This is a genomic window from Rhodopseudomonas telluris (genome assembly GCF_042432815.1).
GTDB classification, from domain to species: Bacteria; Pseudomonadota; Alphaproteobacteria; order Rhizobiales; family Xanthobacteraceae; genus Rhodopseudomonas; species Rhodopseudomonas telluris.
The window spans coordinates 651,579-669,999 of record NZ_JBHLWM010000008.1 but is presented as its reverse complement, the minus strand read 5'-3'; the positions used below and the strand labels follow the sequence as shown (position 1 = coordinate 669,999).

Below are 18,421 nucleotides of genomic sequence, written 5' to 3'. Positions count from 1 at the left end.
TCGTTACTGCGCTGGCAGTGCGCGGCAGTCCATCGAATACACGAGCTCGCCCTTTGCGGTGCGGCCGATCGGCTGACACGGCACGTAGGCGCGGGGCGCCCCCGGTGCTGGAGCTGCGGATGGGGCCGTAGCAGGCGCGGCCACCGGCGCGCTGGCGGCGGGCACCGGTGCCGGCACCCGGGCAGCCGGCGATTCCTCCGGTGCACTCGCCGCCGGCGGCGCATAGTCCGGATTGGCCGACGGCATCCAGCCTTTGCTCCAATCGTGCCGGACCGCATAGGTGGTTCCGAAGGCGATCAGGCCGATCACGCCGACGATCCGCAGCAGCCATTTCGCGAAATCATCACCCATCTGCGCGCTCCACCGCTGGCACGTCCCTGCAAGATGATGGTCCTACCGCCCGGTGCCCCCGCCCGACAATTAGGATTTCGTTGGGCGCGCTGCCGGATCGATCGGCTTGCCGCATCTTGCGCAAGCGGCGCAGCGCACCTAAAGCCGAAGCATGAGCCGTTCCGCACCTGTACCCCAGCAGTCTTTCCTCACCCCGTCCGGAGCCGCCCGATGGCGCTGATGCCGGTTGCCGACGCCCTCGCCGCCGTCCTCCACAGCGCTGGCGGACTCGCCACGGAGGCCGTCGCGCTTGAGGACGGCCACGGGCGCGTGCTGGCGCACGATCTCGCGGCGTTGCGGACGCAGCCGCCGCAGGCGATGTCGGCGATGGACGGCTATGCGGTGCGCGCCGAAGACGTGGCAACCGCGCCGGCGCGGCTCACCGTGATCGGCGAGATCGCCGCGGGCCGGCCGGCGGCCCAATCCGTCGGCCCTGGCCAGGCGCTGCGCATCTTCACCGGCGGCGTGATTCCCGAAGGCGCCGACACCGTGGTAATCCAGGAAGACACGGTGCGCGATGGCGACCAGGTCACCATCACCGAGGCCGCGCGCCGCGGCCGCCACATCCGGCCGGCCGGCGTTGATTTCAGCGAGGGAGACATCCTGCTGCGCGCGGGGGCTCGACTGAGCGACCGTGACCTGGCGCTCGCCGCCGGTATGAACCACCCGGCTCTCCCCGTGTATCGCCGCCCGCGTGTGGCCATGCTTGCCACTGGCGATGAGCTGGTGATGCCGGGCAGCAGCCTGCAACCCGGACAGATCGTCTACTCAAACGGCTACGCGCTACGCGCTCTCGCCCGCAGCGAAGGGGCCGACGTCACAGACCTGGGTATCGCCGCCGATACGATGGACGCGACGACCGCCGCCATTCGGCGGGCCCGCGATCTCGGCGTCGACCTGCTCGTCACCACCGGCGGGGCCTCCGCCGGCGACCACGACCTCGTCAAACAAGCTCTCGAAGCCGAGGGCACCGAGATTGCGTTCTGGAAGATCGCGATGCGGCCCGGTAAGCCGATGATGCACGGGCGGCTCGGCGCGATGCGGGTGATCGGCCTCCCCGGCAATCCGGTGTCGTCCTATGTCTGCGCCTTCCTGTTCATGGTGCCACTCTTGCGCGCGCTGTCCGGAATGCGCAACGCCATGCATCACCCCGAAACGGCCTCGCTTGGCTCACCACTCTCCGCCAACGATCAGCGCGAAGACTATCTGCGTGCCTACGTCAGCTCGAGCGACGCCGGCCGTCTGGTCGCCACACCGGTCGACCACCAGGATTCGTCGCTGCTGGCGCGCTTGTCGGCTGCACAAGCGCTGATCATCCGGCCGCCCCATGCCCCGGCCGCAGAGGCCGGAGCGAACTGTCAGATCCTTAAGCTCCCCCTATAGCGATCGATGAATTTGTTGACCTCAAATTAAGAGGTTGCGGAACACATACCGAACATATAGTGTTCGTTCATGATTTGTTTCGATTCATGTCGCCTCATTGGCTCAAGCTTCACGACGCAATGACGCACGGTGATGACGCACGGTGATGACGGACAAGATGGCGATCGTCGCCAAATTGGGGAATGGTCGGGATGTTGACGCGCAAACAATTCGAGCTGCTGAAATTCATCAACGAACGGCTGAAGGAAGCCGGCGTGCCGCCCTCCTTCGACGAGATGAAAGACGCGCTGGACCTGCGCTCAAAGTCCGGCATTCACCGCCTGATCACGGCACTCGAAGAACGCGGCTTTATCCGCCGTCTGCCAAACCGCGCGCGCGCCATCGAGGTGATCAAGCTTCCTGATCTCGGCGGCAACGCGGGCGGCGCGCGGCGCGGCTTCACCCCGAGCGTAATCGAAGGCAATCTCGGCAAGGTCCGCCCGCCGAGCCCGCAGCCGGTGGAGCACGAGACGGATCGCAATGTCGCCGTTCCGGTGATGGGACGGATTGCGGCCGGTACACCGATCGAGGCGCTACAGACCCGCAGCCACACCATCAGCGTGCCACCGGAAATGCTGGGCGCTGGCGAACACTACGCGCTGGAAGTGCGTGGCGATTCGATGATCGAGGCGGGCATCCTCGACGGCGACATGGCGCTGATCCAGCGCAACGAGAGCGCCGATACCGGCGACATCGTGGTGGCGCTGATCGACGAGGAAGAAGCCACGTTGAAGCGCTTCCGTCGCCGCGGCGCTTCCATCGCGCTCGAGCCCGCCAACGCTGCTTATGAGGTTCGCATCCTGCCGCCCAACCGCGTCCGGATTCAGGGCAAGCTGGTTGGGCTGTACCGCAAGTACTAATCGCGATCGATCAGGGCAGCGACGATCTCAGCGCTGATTGGCCTTTAGCCACGCCAGCACGTCTCCGGCATTCCGGTCCGGCGGAAACACCGGATAGAACACGTGGACGATGCGGCCGCTGTCGATGATCAACGCGATCCGCTTCAGCAGCGTCAGGTCCGCGACCCGCATCGTCGGCAGCTTCACGGCGGTCGCCAGCGCAAGCGCCTCGTCGGACAGCACCGGGAATGGCAAATGCAACCGTGTCGCCATCTCGCGCTGATAGTCAGTGCTTTGCGTCGATAGGCCGAACACCTGGGCAGCACCGGCTGCCTTCAACTCCGCAAACAGATCCCGGAACGAGCAGGTTTGCGGTGTACAGCCCCGCGCACCCGGGATCATATCCCAGTCATCGACCGGCGAGATCTGGCCTGGGACCCCGGTGCGCGGATAGCCGAACACGACCGTAAGTTCCGGCAGCTTCGACAGATCGACGGTCTCGCCGCTGGTGGCGGGCAGCGCCAGCGACGGCAGCGTCATGCCGGGCAGATGCGCGGCGGCGCCGTCATCGTCCGGTGCGGGGATCAAGGACCAGTCGACGTCTTGCAAGTTCGGCTGCGACATCGTCATTCCCTCTGCTGTCCCTCGCCCGCGCTCCGGCGCGCCGCGGTTCACCTTGCCTGGTGAGCGATCAGCCCCGCGCGCGCAGCAGGCGGCCCTTCTCGCGGCTCCAGTCGCGCTTTTTCTCGGTCTCGCGCTTGTCGTGGAGCTGCTTGCCCTTGGCCAGCGCCAGCAGCAGCTTGGCGCGGCCCTTTTCGTTGAAATACAGCTTCAGCGGGATGAGCGTCATGCCCTGGCGCTCGACCGCGCCCATCAGCTTGTTGATCTGCTTGCGGTGCAGCAGGAGTTTGCGCGGCCGCTTCGGCTCGTGATTGAAGCGGTTGGCCTGCAAATATTCGGGAATGGTGGCGTTGATCAGCCAAATCTCGCCGCCGCGCGAGTCGGCATAGGATTCGGCGATGGTCGATTTGCCACCGCGCACCGACTTCACCTCGGTGCCGGTTAGGGAGATGCCGGCCTCAATCGTATCCTCGATCGCGTAGTTGAACCGTGCTTTGCGGTTCTCGGCCACCACCTTGATCGGACGTTCGTTCTTGTCGGCCATTGCGGCTGAACCTCGTAATCGCCGCCCCGCAGGTCAGACCTGCGGGCGGTTGCCGCTCTTCAGGATATCGCGAATCTCGGTGAGCAGTTCCTGCTCCCGGGTCGGCTTCGGCGGCTCGGCCGGCTTCGCCTCGTCTTTCCGCTTCAGCCGGTTCATCGCCCGCACCACCAAAAACAGCACGAAGGCGACGATGAGGAAGTTCAGCGTCAGCGTAAGGAAGCTGCCCCAGGCCAGCACCGCGCCCTGCTTCTTGGCTTCGACCAGCGTGTTCGCGGTGACCGCCTTCGACAGCGGCGTGAAGTAGTTGGAGAAATCGAGGCCGCCCGTGATCGCGCCGATTACCGGCATGATCACGTCGCCGACCAGCGAAGAGACGATCGCGCCGAATGCGGCGCCGATGATGACGCCGACCGCGAGGTCGACGACATTGCCCTTCATCGCGAACTCACGGAATTCCTTCAGCATCGCGCTTCCCCGGAGCTTCTTGTTGACGGCGCCCGACTGCTGCGGGCGGCGGAGATCAGTTCAGCAAGCCGGCGTGCATCATCGCCGCCCGGATCACCTTGCCGGTCGGCTCGGTCACCTTCATCAGCGGCAGCCGGACCTCTTCCTGGATTCGGTCGAGCAGCGTCAGTCCATGCTTGGCGCCGGCGACGCCCGGCTCCTTGAAGACGGCATCGTGCAGCGGCACCAGACGGTCCTGGATCTTCAGTGCGCCCGCGTAGTCTCCCGCGAACACCGCACCCATCAGGTCCGAACACAGCTTCGGCGCCACATTCGACACCACCGAGATGCAGCCATGGCCGCCCGCCGCCATATAGGCCAGTGCGGTCATGTCCTCGCCCGAGAGCTGCAGGAAGTCGGCGCCCATTGCATGGCGCTGCTGCGAAACGCGGCCGAGATTGGCCGTGGCATCCTTGACGCCGGCGATGTTCTTCAGCTCGTACAGCCGGCTCATGGTCTCGACCGACATGTCGACCACCGACCGCGGCGGGATGTTGTAGATGATGATCGGGATGCCGATCGCGTCGTTCACCGCCTTGAAGTGGTGATACATGCCCTCCTGGGTCGGCTTGTTGTAGTAGGGCGTCACCACCAGCACCGCCTGGGCTCCCGCCTTCTCGGCGTGCTTGGCGAGTTCAACGGCTTCCCGCGTCGAGTTCGAACCGGCCCCGGCGATCACGGGCACTCGGCCCTTGGCTTCCTGGACACACCATTCCACCACCTTGTTGTGCTCGTCATGGCTCAGCGTCGGGCTTTCGCCGGTCGTCCCCACCGGCACGAGACCGTGCGTGCCCTCTTCGATCTGCCAGTTCACCAGATCGCGAAACGCCTGCTCATCCAGCGACCCGTCCTTTTTGAACGGCGTGACCATGGCGGTAAACGATCCCCGGAAATTCGCCTTGGCTGCCATTGGTATTCTCCTGACGCGCATCGCCTGCAAACGAACCGCCTTCATAACGAGTCCAAGACAGCGGCGAAAGAGCTGAGATTACGAGAGAAACAGCGGCGAACGGCACTCGCAAGTCTAAACCGCCGCACGCCAAAACGAGACATCAGAAGGTCTTACTGGAGCCAGCTCAAGTTCCATTGAAGCTCGCTGGCAACCCCATATCCACCACTCGGAATTTGATGGAACTGCCCGGCTTAAGCTGTTGGATAAACTGCGTAATCAGCTTCGCTGACCTGTTCCATCCAGGTCGCGAAGCTGCCATCGAGCGCTTCCTGCATGGCGATGTGGGTCAGGCCGTTGGTCGGGGACGCACCATGCCAATGCTTCTCGCCCGGCGGGATCCAGACGACATCCCCGGCGCGAATCTCTCGCACCGGACCGCCTTGCGTTTGGATCCGCCCCACGCCGGATACGACATAAAGCGTCTGGCCGAGCGGATGGGTATGCCAAGCAGTCCTGGCGCCCGGCTCGAACGCGACGCGAGTCGCGGCCAGCCGCGCCGGAGCCGGGGCCGACACGATCGGGTCCTGCCAAACCGTGCCGGTGAAATAGTCCTTGGAGGCACGCTGCGTCGGACGCGAGCCAGCTGCGAAGATATCCATATGTCGGTCTCCCCGGCGCTACGCCTTGCCCGCCTTTTCCTTGAACGCCGCATAGCGGGCCTTGGTTTCGGCGTTCATCGGATAGAGCCCCGGCAGCACGGCGCCGTTGTTGACCTCCTCGACGATCCAGCCTTCCATCCGCTCCTGCTCCGGGCCTTCGGCCAGCACGTGGTCGAGCAGCGCCTGCGGGATCAGCACCGCACCATCCTGGTCGGCGACGATAATGTCCTTCGGGAACACCGCCACGCCGCCGCAGCCGATCGGCTCGCCCCAGCCGACAAAGGTCAGCCCGGCCACCGAAGGCGGCGCCGCTGCGCCGTTGCACCACACCGGCAGGCCGGTGCCGAGGACGCCTTCGAGGTCGCGCACCACGCCGTCGGTGATCAGCGCGGTGATGCCGCGCTTGACCATCCGGGCGCAGAGGATGTCGCCGAACACGCCGGCATCGCTGACGCCCATCGCGTCGATCACCGCAATGCAGCCTTCCGGCATCGCTTCGATCGCGGCCCGGGTCGAGATCGGCGACGCCCACGACTCCGGCGTGGCGAGATCTTCGCGCGCCGGCACAAAGCGCAGCGTGAACGCCTCGCCCACCAGCCGCGGCTGCCCCGGTCGCAGCGGCCGTGCGCCGCGCAGCCAGACGTTGCGCAGTCCCTTCTTGAGCAAGACCGTGGTGATGGTCGCGGTCGAGACACGCGCAAGGGTGGCCATGGCTTCCGGGGTCAGTGACATGTGCACGCAGCTCCTCAAGAGATCGGTGGCGCATCTTGCGGGCGCGCCCCTCGCCGTCAAGCCGCAACACGCGCTCGGCTGACCTTCGCTCAACGCCTGATCACCTTGGCTTATCGCTTGTTCCAGCAATCAGTTATCGCGTGGGAACGGTTCACGAAGTGATTTTCACGCATCCCGAAAACACGCTATGGCTAGGTCTCTGCCGATGAGATCAGAGGGACATGGCGTTCACGACTCCACGTATGTTGCCCAGCGGCGACTCTGCCATCACCGTCGATTTCGGCCGCGAGATCAGCGACGACTCCAACCGCCGCGTGCTCGCGCTGGATCGCCTTCTCACTTCCGCTCCGATCTCCGGCGTGCGGGAAACGGTGCCGACTTATCGGTCGCTGCTGGTACACTACGATCCGGAGCAGATCGGCTTCGGCGCGCTTGCCGAGCAGTTGACGCATTTGGCACAGGCGCCGATCGAGACCGCGGCGACGGCGCAGCGGCGGTGGCGAATCCCGGTCTGCTATGGCGGCGAACATGGCATCGACCTGGAAGACGCTGCGGCGACGCTGAACATCACGACTGACCAACTCATCGCCCGCCATGCCGGCGGTGACTATCGCGTCGCGATGATCGGCTTCACACCGGGGTGGTCTTACTTGTCCGGCCTCGATCCGGCGCTGGCGATTCCGCGGCGGCAAGCGCCGCGGCTGCTGACTCCCGCCGGCACGATTTCGATCGGCGGCGTGCAGACCGGCGTACAGTGCCTGCCCGGTCCGAGCGGCTGGCATCTGCTCGGCCGCACGCCTGTGCGGACCTATCAGTTGCATCGCGATCCGATCTTCCTGCTCGAGCCAGGCGACGCGATCAGTTTCACCCCGATCGACGCAAAACAATTCGCCGAGCAGGATCGCGCTGCCGAAGCCGGCGAGATGGTCGCCGAACTGGTGATCGCATGAGCCGGCTCGTCATCGACAGCGTCGGACCAGCGACCTCGGTGCAGGATGCCGGTCGGCATGGCGCGCAACGCTATGGGCTGACGCCGAGCGGCGCGATGGACCGGCTGTCGCTGGCAGCCGCAAACGTGCTGGTCGGCAATGCGCCGTTCGCGGCCGCGATCGAACTCGGACCGCTCGGCGCGACCTTGACGGCTCGCGATGGTGCGCTGCGCCTCGCCCTCACCGGCGCGGAACGGCCTGCCGCCATCGACGGCAAAGCGGTCGTGCTGAATGAGTCCTTCCTGCTTGGCGAAGGCAAGACGCTGACGCTCGGTATCGCGCGCAGTCAGGTGTTCAGTTACTTGGCGATCGCCGGCAGCATCGACGGCGAGCCGATGTTCGGCAGCCTCGCCGTCAATGCACGCGCCGGCCTCGGAAGCCCCTTCCCGCGCGCTCTGCAGGCTGGCGATATCATTCCTGCGCGATCGGCGATGCCCGGCGACGAACGCCGGCTCGATCTGCCGAAGGTGGCCGACGATCCGATCCGAGTCGTACTCGGGCCGCAGGACTATGAGTTCGGCGATGCCGTCGCGGCCTTTCTCGGCGGCGAGTGGAAGATCTCCGCGACCAGCGACCGGATGGGCTATCGTCTCGAGGGTCCGCCGATCCGCCATCTTCACGGCCACAACATCGTCTCCGATGGCACGGTCGACGGCAGCATCCAGGTCCCCGGCAACGGGCAGCCGATCGTACTGATGTCCGATCGCGGCACCAGCGGCGGCTATCCGAAGATCGCGACCGTCATCACAGCGGATCTCGGCCGCCTGGCGCAGCGTCAGCCTGGCAAACCGTTCCGTTTTGCCGCGGTGAGCATGGACGACGCTCAGGCGGCGTATCGTGCGATGGCGAAGCTGATCCGGACCCTGCCCGATCGCCTGCAGGAAGCGCGTCACGTCACGCTCGATCTCGACGCGTTAGCGACTGCGAACGTCGCGGGCGCAGCGATCGATGCGCTCGACGGCTGAGCAACGAGTTGTCAAAGGGAATGAAGATGAAGATCGACCTCAACTGCGACCTCGGCGAAGGCTTCGGCGCCTGGACCATGGGCGACGACGCAGCGATGATGACCATCGCGACCAGCGTCAACGTCGCCTGCGGCTTCCACGCCGGCGATCCCGACATCATGCACAAGACCGTAGCGATGGCGAAGCAGCACGGCGTGGCGATCGGGGCTCATCCCGGCTTCCGCGACCTGCACGGCTTCGGTCGCCGCCCGGTGCCGGGGATCACCGCGGCCGAGATCGAGAACCTGGTCGCCTATCAGATCGGCGCACTGCAGGCGGTGGCGGCGCTGGCGGGCCATAAGGTCACCCATGTGAAGGCGCACGGCGCGCTGTCGAACGTCGCCTGCGAGGACGACATGACGGCGCGCGCGATCGCTGCGGCGATCAAGGCGGTCGATGCGAACCTGATCTTCGTCGTGCTGGCCAACTCCAAGCTGGTCACCGCCGGCGAAGCCGCGGGCCTGCCGCTGGTCCATGAGGTGTTTGCCGATCGCGCCTATGAGGACGACGGCAACCTTGTGTCACGGCGCAAGCCCGGCGCCGTGCTGCACGAGCCGACCGAAATCGCCGAGCGTGTGCTGCGGATGGCGCAGGATGGCGCGGTGGTGTCGGTGACGGGGAAAGTCATCAAGATGCGTACGGACACCGTTTGTATCCACGGCGATACCCGCGGCGCGGTGGACATCGCCCGTGGCGTGCGGACCCGGCTTGAGGCCAGCGGCATCACCGTCGCACCGTTCGCCCGCGCTTAATCAATCCCGCGCGCTCACACCTGGATTAACGTCAGCAGTTCGGCCGTAAGCGCGCCGTCGGCGCTCAGTTCGTCCAGGATGGAGAAATGATGATGACCCGGCAGCGTCCGCTGGCGGGCCCTCAGGCCCGCGCGACGTGACACATCCGCATACACCGCGGATTGCCGTCGTAACTCGGGCAGTTCATCACCGCCGACCACCAGCGACTGCGGCGCTGAGCACAGATGGGTCCGGCGGATCGGACTGAGCAATTCGATCTCCCGCTGGTCGAGCCGCAACAGTTCGTCGAGATAACACAGCGCGATCGGCTCGAGATCGAAGATACCGCTGATACACAAGGCGCCGTGGACCGGCGGGCGGGCCGACGCCATCGCCGCGAGGTGGCCGCCGGCGGACCAGCCGCCGACCACCAGCCGGGTCGGGTCGAAGCCAAACTGCAGCGCATTGGCGGCGAGAAAGTCGATCGCCCGATCGACCTCGTCGACGATCTCGAACAGCCGCGCCGCAGGAGCCAGCGTGTAGCCGACGACCGCAACATTGATGCCGCGTGCATTCGGCCCCTGCGCGACAAAGGAGAACATCTCCTTGGCATTGCGCTGCCAGTAACCGCCGTGCAGGAACACGAATAGCGGCGCACCCGCGACGCCCGCGGAGAAATAGTCCAACGACGTCCGCTCGCGATCGGCGTAGGCGATATCGAGACAGGCGCCCGGCCCCGCCCGGCGCACCGCGCTGCGTTCACGCCAGCGCTCGAGCCATTGCGGGCTGTCGGCGACGGCGGCACTGTTATTGTAGGCCGCGTCGAGCGCGCTCCGATCCATCCCCCGATAGATCGCAACGGCCTTGCTCGGTACCGAAATGTTCACTTACGAATCCGCCGTTGCCGCAACCGGCCGGCCGCCGCCGACATGACTGGTGAGCTTTTGCGTGATGCTGCGGCGAAGCGCATTGAATTCGGCCGACGCCACATCGCGCGGACGCGGCAGATCGATTTCGGCCTGGCAATCGATCCGCCCGGGCGACGAACTCATCACCACCACGCGGTCGGCGAGCAGGACCGCCTCCTCCACCGAATGCGTCACGAAGATCACGGTCAATTTCGTGGTCCGCCAGATCTCGATCAGCTCCTCCTGCAGCGCGCTCCGTGTCAACGCGTCGAGCGCGCCGAACGGCTCGTCCATCAGCAGGATGTCCGCATCATTGGCGAGTACGCGCGCGATCGCCACGCGCTGTTTCATGCCGCCGGAGAGCTGATGTGGATAGCGGTCGGCGAAGGCCGTGAGGCCGACCATCGCCATGAATTTGTCGGTGAGCTTGGCGACCTCGCTCGGCGCAACGCGACGGTGGCTCGGACCGAACCCGATGTTGTCGCGCACCGTCAGCCATGGAAACAGCGCGTAGTCCTGAAACACCATGCCGCGATCGGGACCAGGCCCCTTCACGTCGCAGCCATAGACCGAGACCTCCCCCTGCGTGGCTTCTTCGAAGCCGGCGATGATCCGCAGCAGGGTCGACTTGCCACAGCCGGAAGCCCCAAGCAAGCAGATGAACTCGCCCTTGCGCACCGTGAGATCGACGCTGCGCAGAGCTTCGACCGGGCCATTCGAAGCCTCGTAGACTTTGCTAAGTCCGGCGACTTCGAGGATCTCCGGAGCCGCGCTGCGATGAGTGGTGACGTCAAGCATGATGCTGTGGGCTCCAGCGCAGGAAGTGATTGCTGAGCAAAACCAGAAGCCGATCCGAGACAAATCCGGTGATGCCGATAATGATCATGCCGGTGATGACCAGATCGGTGCGCGACAGCGTGCGGCCGTCCATAATGACCGCGCCGAGACCTTCCGGAACGCCGGTCATCTCGCCGACCACGATCAGGATCCAGGCGAACGACGCGCCGAGCCGCAGGCCGTTGAAGATGCTGGGCAGCGCCGCCGGCAACACGACGGCGCGAAACAGCTGCGGGCCGCTGCAGCCGAGCATCCCGGCGGCCTCGAACAGCCGCACATCGACCGACTTCACGCCGAACACCGTATTGAGCAGGATCGGATAGAAGGCGCCGAGAAAGACCAGGAAGACCGCGGATTTCGGGCCGAGCCCGAAAAAGATCATCGACAGCGGCAGCCACGCCGTGACCGGAATCGGCCGCAGCAGTGACAGCGTCGGATCCAGCATCGCGCGCAGCACCGGAATTCGCCCGAGCATCAGGCCGAGCGGAATGCCGGCCAACGCGGCTAGAAAGAACCCGCCGTAAACCCGCTGCACTGATTTCCAGAAATGGATCGGCAGGCTGCCGCTATAGGCATCGTCGTAGATCCCGCCGAACGCGAAGTCCCACATCATTATGGCGACGCCGGACGGCGACGGGATCAGCCGCGTTCCGGTCCATCGCACCATCACGTCCCACAGCAGCAGGAGGCCGACCGGCACGATCGCGGCAAGCGCGATCGTGCGCAGCCGCGTCGTCAGTTTTCGTGCGTGATTGCGCGTTCCGGCGCGGCTCACACCCGCCGCCGGCTTGACCGCGGGCCTGCTGATCGACGGACTGGACACTGTGCTTTCCAGACTCATCGCGGGCTCACGATGCCGAGATCGCTCGGACGAAGCTCGGATCGATGAAGGTCTTGTAGTCGGGCAATTGCCGGATCTGCTTCTTGTCGAGCATCTGCGCGCCGTAGTACTGCGCCTGCTTCATGAACTGATCGTCGATATTCCAGGTGAGCTCGACGTTCGGGGCGGCGGCCTCGATCGACGGCTTCTGCTGACCGAGTTTCTGCATGGCCATCTCGACGAAAGCGTCGCGATTGCCCATGGCGAATTCGCTGGCTTTGCGATGGACCTTGAGCAGCGACCGGATCAACTCCGGATCTTTCTCGATCAACTCGCGCCGAATGCTGAGCACCATGTTGAGCGAGCCGGTCGGCGTCGAATACGGATACTCGACGATCTTGCCGACGCCGCTGGCGAGGCTGATCCCGGCCGCCGGTTCGGCGCCCACATAGGCATCGATGTCGCCGCGCGCGAGCGCCGGCGCCATGTCGCTGAACGAGACGCGAACCGCCTGAACGTCCTTCACCGTCATCCCCTCGGCGGCCAACCTGTCGAGGATCACGACCTCCTGCGTCGAACCGGGCCAGATCGCGACCCGCTTGCCCTTGAGATCCTTGATGCTGGAAATGCCCGAGTCTTTGCCGGCAACCACCGCCATGCCGCGGTTGCAAGCCGCAGCAACCACCACCACCGGCTCGCCATTCGCGCCACCGAGAGTTGCCGCCGCCAGACCGAAGATACCGAAATCGACCGAGCCGGTGACGACCGCGTTCTTGCCATCCGTCGGGCTCTCGAACGGAATCACGACCACTTTGGTACCGGCCGGCACGAACTTTTCGTAGAAATACGGCGTGATGCCGTGGATCAGCTTCAGCGTCCCCACCTTGATGACACGCTCTTCCGCAATGGCTGGAAGTCGCGTGGCGGCCAGTGCGGTCGCGCTGGCCGCGAGGCGGATGAAGTGGCGTCGGCTGGTGGTGTACATGGCTTCCTCGCTGATGGACCGGCAAAGCCACTGTATGTGCGACGCAACAACAGACGAAATTTATTGTTTATATCGTTTTGATAAGCGAGCTTAATAGAACGATGCTCGCGCCCCTCGATCTTCGCCTCCTTCAGACGTTCATCGTCCTGGTCCAGACCGGCAGCTTTTCAGAAACCTCGCGCCGCCTCGGGCGAACGCAGCCGGCGGTCAGCCTGCAGCTCAACCGGCTCGAGGAAGCGACCGGCGCGCCGCTGTTTTCGAAGGTCGGCCGCAGGCTGGTGTTGACCAACCATGGCGAGTTGGTGCTCGGCTACGCGCGCACGATCATGGGGCTTCAGGACGAGCTGCGCGCACGGCTCGCGGCGCCCAAGCTCGACGGCGTCGTCGTTCTCGGGATGCCGGACCTCTACGCGGCCTATTTGCTACCCGGGATTCTGGCCGAGTTTCGCAGTGCCTATCCGAACGTCGACGTCGAACTCAGATGCGCTCTGTCGAGCAAGCTGATGGCATCGGTCGAGCGCGCGGAGATCGATCTCGCGATCGTCACGGGCATGCCGGCGTTCAAGGTCGGAGAATTGGTGGCGCAGGAGGCCTTGGTGTGGGTGGCCTCCGAACGCGGCTCGGTGCACCTCGACAATCCGGTTCCGCTGGCGATGCTGCCACCCGGCAATATCTTTCGTGATTTCGGATTGGCCGCCCTCGAAAGCATCGGCCGAACCTGGCGGCTCAGCTGCGTGAGCGAAAGCATCAGCGGCATTCAGGCCGCGGTGTTTGCAGGCATTGCCGTCAGCGTGGTGGGGAAGAGTTCAGTGTTGCCGGGGATGCGTATATTGGGCCGAGGAGACACGTTTCCGGCGCTACCGAAGGTCGATCTGGTGCTGTATCGGTCGGCTCGAAGTTCCAATGCGGCTGCGGAAGCCCTTGCCAGCGTGATCGTTCGACACTTCGCCAATTCGGCTCTTGCGCCCGCCGCGCGCGTCGTTCGCACACAGGCGGGAAGCGGCTCCCACGACTAGAGTGACGCGTTATGGAAGCCGGAGGTGCGGTGCACCAATGACGACGGCTGCAATCAGGCCAAAGGCCGCGCTGAGCATCAGCACCTCGGCATTGACGAGAAACGCTGGCCACGCGCGCGCATGCTCGGCTGTCTTGCTTTGGGTCGTCGAAACCTGCCGGCGCATCGTCCGCACTCCTGTGTTCCGGGGAACAGAAAAGCCTGAACGCCTCCTCCCGCAAGGCGGCCGGGAAAATAACAACGAAGCTGCCGTACAGGTCCCCGTCGGAAGACGAATTCTCTCTCGCGCGTCGGCGTAAGAGACGTCCGTTCTCGCCTGTCCCATTCCGGCAGGCTTGTCAGGACGCCCAATCAGGTTTAGCTCGGGGCCTTCAATCAGGCAGTTTTGGACCGATGCAGCAGGCCGCCGCGCCTAAAATCAGTTTTGTCTCGCTGGGATGCCCCAAAGCGCTGGTGGATTCCGAGCGGATCATCACGCGCCTGCGCGCCGAAGGCTACGAACTCGCGCGTCAGCACGATGGCGCCGACCTCGTGATCGTGAACACCTGCGGCTTCCTCGACAGTGCCAAGCAGGAGTCTCTGGCGGCGATCGGCGAGGCGATGGCCGCCAACGGCAAGGTGATCGTCACCGGCTGCATGGGCGCCGAGCCGGAGCAGATCGAGCAGGCCTATCCGGGCGTGCTGTCGATCACCGGCCCTCAGCAATACGAGAGCGTGCTCGACGCGGTGCACCGCGCCAAGCCGGCGCTGCACAATCCGCACCTTGATCTCGTGCCGGAGCAAGGCATCCGGCTGACGCCGCGGCACTACGCGTATCTGAAGATTTCAGAGGGCTGCAACAATCGCTGCAGCTTCTGCATCATCCCCAAGCTGCGCGGCGACCTTGCTTCACGGCCCGCCGCCGACGTGCTGCGCGAAGCGGAGAAGCTCGTGGCGGCCGGCGTCAAGGAACTGCTGGTCATCTCGCAGGACACCTCGGCTTACGGCGTCGATCTCAAATACGCCGAGAGCGCGTGGAAGGACCGCGCAGTCCGCGCCAAGTTCATCGACCTCGCCCGCGAACTCGGCGACCTCGGCGCCTGGGTGCGGCTGCACTACGTCTATCCCTATCCGCACGTCGACGAAGTCATCGGCTTGATGGCCGAGGGCAAGGTGCTGCCGTATCTCGACATCCCGTTCCAGCACGCCAGCCCCGATGTGCTCAAGCTGATGAAGCGCCCGGCCGCGCAGGACAAGACGCTCGACCGCATCAAGCGCTGGCGCGCCGAATGTCCCGATCTGACGCTGCGGTCGACCTTCATCGTCGGCTTCCCCGGCGAGACCGAGCGCGATTTCGAATTCCTGCTCGACTGGCTCGATGAAGCCGAGATCGATCGCCTGGGTGCCTTCAAATACGAGCCGGTCGCGGGCGCGCCGTCGAACGCCCTGCCCGATCAGATCAGCAACGAGGTCAAGCAGGAACGCTGGAACCGGTTGATGGCGCGGCAGCAGGCGATCTCCGCGCGGCGGCTCAAGCGCAAGGTCGGCACGCGGCAGCAGGTGATCATCGACGAGATCGGCCCGACTGTCGCAAAGGGCCGCTCAAAGTCAGACGCGCCCGAGATCGACGGCAGCGTGTACCTGTCGAGCCGCCGCCCGCTCCGCGTCGGCGAAATCGTCACCGCCAAGATCGACCGGGCTGACGCGTACGATCTGCACGGGACGGTAGCGGGGTTCTGAGCAATACAAGCCTCGCACCGCCCAGCGCAAGGTCTCAAGCGCTGCTACATGCTCGGACGTCATCGCCCGGCTTGACCGGGCGACCCAGTATTCCAGAGCGTTCGCATGAACTAATGGGAGCTCTGGAATACTGGGTCCCCCGCCTTCGCGGGGGATGACGGCTGGTGTGAGAGGGGTCGCTGTGCTCTCGACGCCCGTGTTTACGGCTTCAAAATCGACGCGCCGGTCGTCACGCGCCCTTCCAGATCGATATGCGCCTTGGCGGCGTCCTTCAGCGCGTAGGCGTGGTTGATCGGGACGTGGAGCTTGCCCTCGATCACTGCCGAGAACAGCGTGTCGGCGCCTTCGATCAGTTCCTTGCGGGTGCCGATGTAGTCGTTGAGCTTCGGCCGGGTGGCGAACAGCGAGCCGTGAGCGTTCAGTTCGGCGAGCGAGAACGGCGGCACAGGACCCGAGGCATTGCCGAACGACACAAACAGCCCGCGCGGCTTGATGCACTTCAGCGAGCCGGGGAACGTCGTCTTGCCGACGCCGTCATAGACGACATCGCACAGCTCGTTGCGGCTGATCTGCTTGACCCGCGCAACGAAGTCTTCCTCGTTATAGAGGATGACGTGATCGCAGCCATTGGCGAGCGCGAGATCGGCCTTGGCCTTCGACCCAACGGTGCCGATCACATGGGCGCCGAGCGCCCGCGCCCACTGGCAGGCCAGCAGGCCGATGCCACCGGCGGCAGCGTGGATCAGGACGCGATGGCCGGGCTCGACCTTGAAGGTCTTGTGCAGCAGGTACCACACCGTCAGGCCCTTGAGCATCAGCACGGCACCCTGCTCGTAGGTGATGTGGTCGGGCAGCTTCACCAGCTTGGCGGCTTCGATGTTGCGCTCGGTCGCGTAGCCGCCGAGGTTGGAGTAATAGGCGACGCGGTCGCCGGGATGGAAATTGGTGACGTGCGGCCCCACGGAGACCACCTCGCCCGAGGCCTCGTTGCCGGCCACGAACGGCATCGTCGGGGCCTTGTACAAGCCGGTCCGATAGTAAACGTCGATGTAGTTGAGACCGACGGCATGCTGGCGGATGCGGACTTCGCCGTCGCCCGGCGGCGGCAGCTCGACAGCCTCGTAGACCAGGGCTTCCGGGCCGCCAACCTGATGCACCCGCACCGCTTTCGTCATTCTCATTCCCTCGGGAGTTTACGCGTGGAGGCAACCGAATGCCATCCGCGCGACGTTGTCAACCGACCGCCACGCGGTTCGCCTGCTTCGGCAACAAAGCGTTAAGTCGTTTTGCTGCGGTTGCGTTTGGCCAGCACGTTGAACAGCTCCACCGCCGCCGAGAACAGGATGGCGAAGTAAATATAGCCGCGCGGAATGTGAAACTGGAAGCCGTCCGCGACCAGCGCGACGCCGATCAGCACCAGGAAGGCAAGCGCCAGCATCTTGGTGGTCGGATGCTCGGAAACGAAATGGGCCACCGGCCCCGACGAGATGTACATCACCGCCATCGCGATCAGCACCGCGGCGACCATGATCTCGATGTGCTCGGCCATGCCGATCGCCGTGATGATCGAGTCGACCGAAAACACCAGGTCGACGATCACGATCTGCACGATTACCCAGAAGAAAGCCTTCTGCACATCCGAGCCCTTGTGCTCGGTCTCGCGCGCTTCAACCTCGGCGTGGATCTCGTGCGTCGCCTTGGCGATCAGGAACAGACCGCCGACGATCAGGATGATGTCGCGCCACGAGAACGCCTGCTCGGCGATGGTGAACACTGGCGCGGTCAGGCCCGTCAGCCACACCAGCAGGCTGAGCAGGATCAGTCGGAACACCAGCGCCAGCGCCAGGCCGATCCGCCGAGCGCGCGTCGCCTGCGGCTCGGGGATGCGGGAAACGAGGACGGAGAGAAAGATGACGTTGTCAATCCCGAGCACGATTTCGAGCGCGGTCAGGGTCAGCAGGGCAGCCCAGGCTTCCGGGCTGTAGATCAGGTCGATCATCGTCTCGCTCGTTGGATCAATCGGATGGCAGCGTCGGCTGCGACTATATAGATCGCTATCGCACAAAGCGTGATAGTCACCGGAGCCGGCACGGCGAAGTGTCGCACGAGGGCGTAAGCCGCCAGCACGCTCCAGACCGCCATCATCGTCAGGTTGAATCCGCGCAACCGCGCTACCCGAACCGGATGCAGCACATGCACGGGAACGAAGGTCAGCACGATCAGGGCGGCGATGGCGAGGCTTCCGACGACGGCAGGCGGGTGCAGCAAGAACAAGTAGAACGCCGCCGCGTTCCACAGCGCCGGGAAGCCGCGAAAGTGATTGTCGGCGGTCTTCATCCGCCGGTCCGCGAAATACAGGGCCGAACTGACCACGATGCCGACGCCGAGCAACGGGGCGGCAATCGGCAACAGCAGTCCGCTGGCGGCTATCGCGTAGGCTGGTACGAACACGTAGGTCAGGAAGTCGACCACGAGGTCGAGTACGTCGCCCGACCAGTCCGGCTGCAGCCGGCCGACATCAAGCCGACGTGCGAGCGGCCCGTCGATGCCGTCGATCAGGAGCGCAAGGCCGAGCCAGCCGAACATCGCCGCCCAGTGCTCGCGAACCGCCTCGAGCATCGCCAGCAGCGCGACTCCGGCGCCGGCGGCGGTCAGCAGGTGAACGGCAAACGCGGCCAGGCGACGGGAGCGCGAAGCCGGCGGCAGCGACGTCTGGTCCAGCGGGATCATCGGCCTCCGACATATCAGGTCCGGCGCAACTTTGCATATCCGGCGACTGGAATGGCCTGCCCGAGCCGCGGCAGCGTTAA

General features: G+C 65.0%; 22 protein-coding genes. 7 read left to right on the top strand and 15 right to left on the bottom strand.

Annotated elements, in window-relative coordinates; translation table 11 throughout:
• Nucleotides 1-3: 3 nt before the first annotated feature.
• Nucleotides 4-351, bottom strand: coding sequence for a hypothetical protein (locus tag ACFFJ6_RS20550; RefSeq protein WP_378391293.1), 348 nt, complete (start codon nt 349-351; stop codon nt 4-6).
• 210 nt (nt 352-561) lie between these two features.
• Between ACFFJ6_RS20550 and ACFFJ6_RS20545 the strand changes: the two genes are divergently transcribed.
• Complete coding sequence (locus ACFFJ6_RS20545) at nt 562-1,773, top strand: molybdopterin molybdotransferase MoeA (protein WP_378391291.1); 1,212 nt, start codon at nt 562-564, stop codon at nt 1,771-1,773.
• A 191-nt stretch (nt 1,774-1,964) separates the two neighbouring features.
• Nucleotides 1,965-2,672: a transcriptional repressor LexA gene (gene lexA / locus ACFFJ6_RS20540; protein WP_378391289.1), complete on the top strand. Its 708-nt coding sequence runs from the start codon at nt 1,965-1,967 to the stop codon at nt 2,670-2,672.
• 27 nt (nt 2,673-2,699) lie between these two features.
• Here the strand turns inward: lexA and ACFFJ6_RS20535 are convergent, their stop codons facing one another.
• From ACFFJ6_RS20535 to ACFFJ6_RS20510, 6 genes are all read right to left on the bottom strand, one after another.
• Entirely contained in the window at nt 2,700-3,275 is a 576-nt protein-coding gene (locus tag ACFFJ6_RS20535) for a peroxiredoxin (RefSeq protein WP_378391287.1), read from the bottom strand.
• A 67-nt stretch (nt 3,276-3,342) separates the two neighbouring features.
• Complete coding sequence (gene smpB, locus ACFFJ6_RS20530; protein ID WP_378391285.1) at nt 3,343-3,816, bottom strand: SsrA-binding protein SmpB; 474 nt, start codon at nt 3,814-3,816, stop codon at nt 3,343-3,345.
• Nucleotides 3,817-3,849: 33 nt separating this feature from the next.
• Nucleotides 3,850-4,281, bottom strand: a complete 432-nt coding sequence (mscL, locus tag ACFFJ6_RS20525; RefSeq protein WP_378391282.1) for a large conductance mechanosensitive channel protein MscL — start codon at nt 4,279-4,281, stop codon at nt 3,850-3,852.
• Nucleotides 4,282-4,336: 55 nt separating this feature from the next.
• Nucleotides 4,337-5,230, bottom strand: coding sequence for a 4-hydroxy-tetrahydrodipicolinate synthase (gene dapA, locus ACFFJ6_RS20520; protein WP_378391280.1), 894 nt, complete (start codon nt 5,228-5,230; stop codon nt 4,337-4,339).
• Nucleotides 5,231-5,463: 233 nt separating this feature from the next.
• Nucleotides 5,464-5,871, bottom strand: a complete 408-nt coding sequence (locus ACFFJ6_RS20515; RefSeq protein ID WP_378391278.1) for a (R)-mandelonitrile lyase — start codon at nt 5,869-5,871, stop codon at nt 5,464-5,466.
• 18 nt (nt 5,872-5,889) lie between these two features.
• Nucleotides 5,890-6,603, bottom strand: a complete 714-nt coding sequence (locus ACFFJ6_RS20510) for a ribonuclease activity regulator RraA (RefSeq protein WP_378391276.1) — start codon at nt 6,601-6,603, stop codon at nt 5,890-5,892.
• Between the two features lie 221 nt (nt 6,604-6,824).
• Here ACFFJ6_RS20510 and pxpB point away from each other — a divergent pair, with 221 nt between their 5' ends.
• The 3 genes from pxpB to ACFFJ6_RS20495 are packed head-to-tail and all read left to right on the top strand — an operon-like array spanning nt 6,825 to nt 9,348.
• Complete coding sequence (pxpB, locus tag ACFFJ6_RS20505) at nt 6,825-7,553, top strand: 5-oxoprolinase subunit PxpB (protein WP_378391274.1); 729 nt, start codon at nt 6,825-6,827, stop codon at nt 7,551-7,553.
• Complete coding sequence (locus ACFFJ6_RS20500; protein ID WP_378391272.1) at nt 7,550-8,557, top strand: 5-oxoprolinase subunit C family protein; 1,008 nt, start codon at nt 7,550-7,552, stop codon at nt 8,555-8,557. The genes pxpB and ACFFJ6_RS20500 overlap by 4 nt, the downstream gene beginning before the upstream one ends.
• 26 nt (nt 8,558-8,583) lie before the next feature.
• On the top strand, nt 8,584-9,348 hold the full coding sequence (locus ACFFJ6_RS20495; RefSeq protein ID WP_378391270.1) for a LamB/YcsF family protein: 765 nt from the start codon (nt 8,584-8,586) through the stop codon (nt 9,346-9,348).
• 14 nt (nt 9,349-9,362) lie between these two features.
• On the opposite strand, the gene ACFFJ6_RS20490 is transcribed toward ACFFJ6_RS20495, so the two are convergent.
• The 4 genes from ACFFJ6_RS20490 to ACFFJ6_RS20475 are packed head-to-tail and all read right to left on the bottom strand — an operon-like array spanning nt 9,363 to nt 12,877.
• Nucleotides 9,363-10,169, bottom strand: a complete 807-nt coding sequence (locus ACFFJ6_RS20490) for an alpha/beta hydrolase (RefSeq protein ID WP_378392231.1) — start codon at nt 10,167-10,169, stop codon at nt 9,363-9,365.
• Between the two features lie 45 nt (nt 10,170-10,214).
• Entirely contained in the window at nt 10,215-11,033 is an 819-nt protein-coding gene (locus ACFFJ6_RS20485) for an ABC transporter ATP-binding protein (RefSeq protein ID WP_378391268.1), read from the bottom strand.
• Nucleotides 11,026-11,913, bottom strand: a complete 888-nt coding sequence (locus tag ACFFJ6_RS20480; protein WP_378391266.1) for an ABC transporter permease — start codon at nt 11,911-11,913, stop codon at nt 11,026-11,028. The genes ACFFJ6_RS20485 and ACFFJ6_RS20480 overlap by 8 nt, the downstream gene beginning before the upstream one ends.
• A gap of 7 nt (nt 11,914-11,920) precedes the next feature.
• Nucleotides 11,921-12,877, bottom strand: a complete 957-nt coding sequence (locus ACFFJ6_RS20475) for an ABC transporter substrate-binding protein (RefSeq protein WP_378391264.1) — start codon at nt 12,875-12,877, stop codon at nt 11,921-11,923.
• Between the two features lie 101 nt (nt 12,878-12,978).
• Between ACFFJ6_RS20475 and ACFFJ6_RS20470 the strand changes: the two genes are divergently transcribed.
• Nucleotides 12,979-13,893, top strand: a complete 915-nt coding sequence (locus ACFFJ6_RS20470; RefSeq protein ID WP_378391262.1) for a LysR substrate-binding domain-containing protein — start codon at nt 12,979-12,981, stop codon at nt 13,891-13,893.
• 9 nt (nt 13,894-13,902) lie between these two features.
• Here ACFFJ6_RS20470 and ACFFJ6_RS20465 read toward each other — a convergent pair whose 3' ends face one another.
• Complete coding sequence (locus tag ACFFJ6_RS20465) at nt 13,903-14,058, bottom strand: hypothetical protein (RefSeq protein ID WP_378391260.1); 156 nt, start codon at nt 14,056-14,058, stop codon at nt 13,903-13,905.
• A gap of 227 nt (nt 14,059-14,285) precedes the next feature.
• Between ACFFJ6_RS20465 and rimO the strand changes: the two genes are divergently transcribed.
• A complete protein-coding gene (gene rimO / locus ACFFJ6_RS20460) occupies nt 14,286-15,611 on the top strand; it encodes a 30S ribosomal protein S12 methylthiotransferase RimO (RefSeq protein WP_378391258.1) in 1,326 nt (441 codons plus the stop codon).
• Nucleotides 15,612-15,811: 200 nt separating this feature from the next.
• Here the strand turns inward: rimO and ACFFJ6_RS20455 are convergent, their stop codons facing one another.
• The 3 genes from ACFFJ6_RS20455 to pcsA all read right to left on the bottom strand — a co-directional run bounded on the left by ACFFJ6_RS20455 (nt 15,812) and on the right by pcsA (nt 18,341).
• A complete protein-coding gene (locus tag ACFFJ6_RS20455; RefSeq protein WP_378391256.1) occupies nt 15,812-16,786 on the bottom strand; it encodes a quinone oxidoreductase family protein in 975 nt (324 codons plus the stop codon).
• Between the two features lie 101 nt (nt 16,787-16,887).
• On the bottom strand, nt 16,888-17,610 hold the full coding sequence (locus ACFFJ6_RS20450) for a TerC family protein (protein WP_378391254.1): 723 nt from the start codon (nt 17,608-17,610) through the stop codon (nt 16,888-16,890).
• The gene (pcsA, locus tag ACFFJ6_RS20445) at nt 17,607-18,341 is read right to left on the bottom strand and encodes a phosphatidylcholine synthase (protein ID WP_378391252.1); all 735 of its coding nucleotides are present in this window, start codon (nt 18,339-18,341) and stop codon (nt 17,607-17,609) included. Before pcsA ends, ACFFJ6_RS20450 begins: the two co-directional genes overlap by 4 nt.
• Nucleotides 18,342-18,421 lie beyond the last annotated feature (80 nt).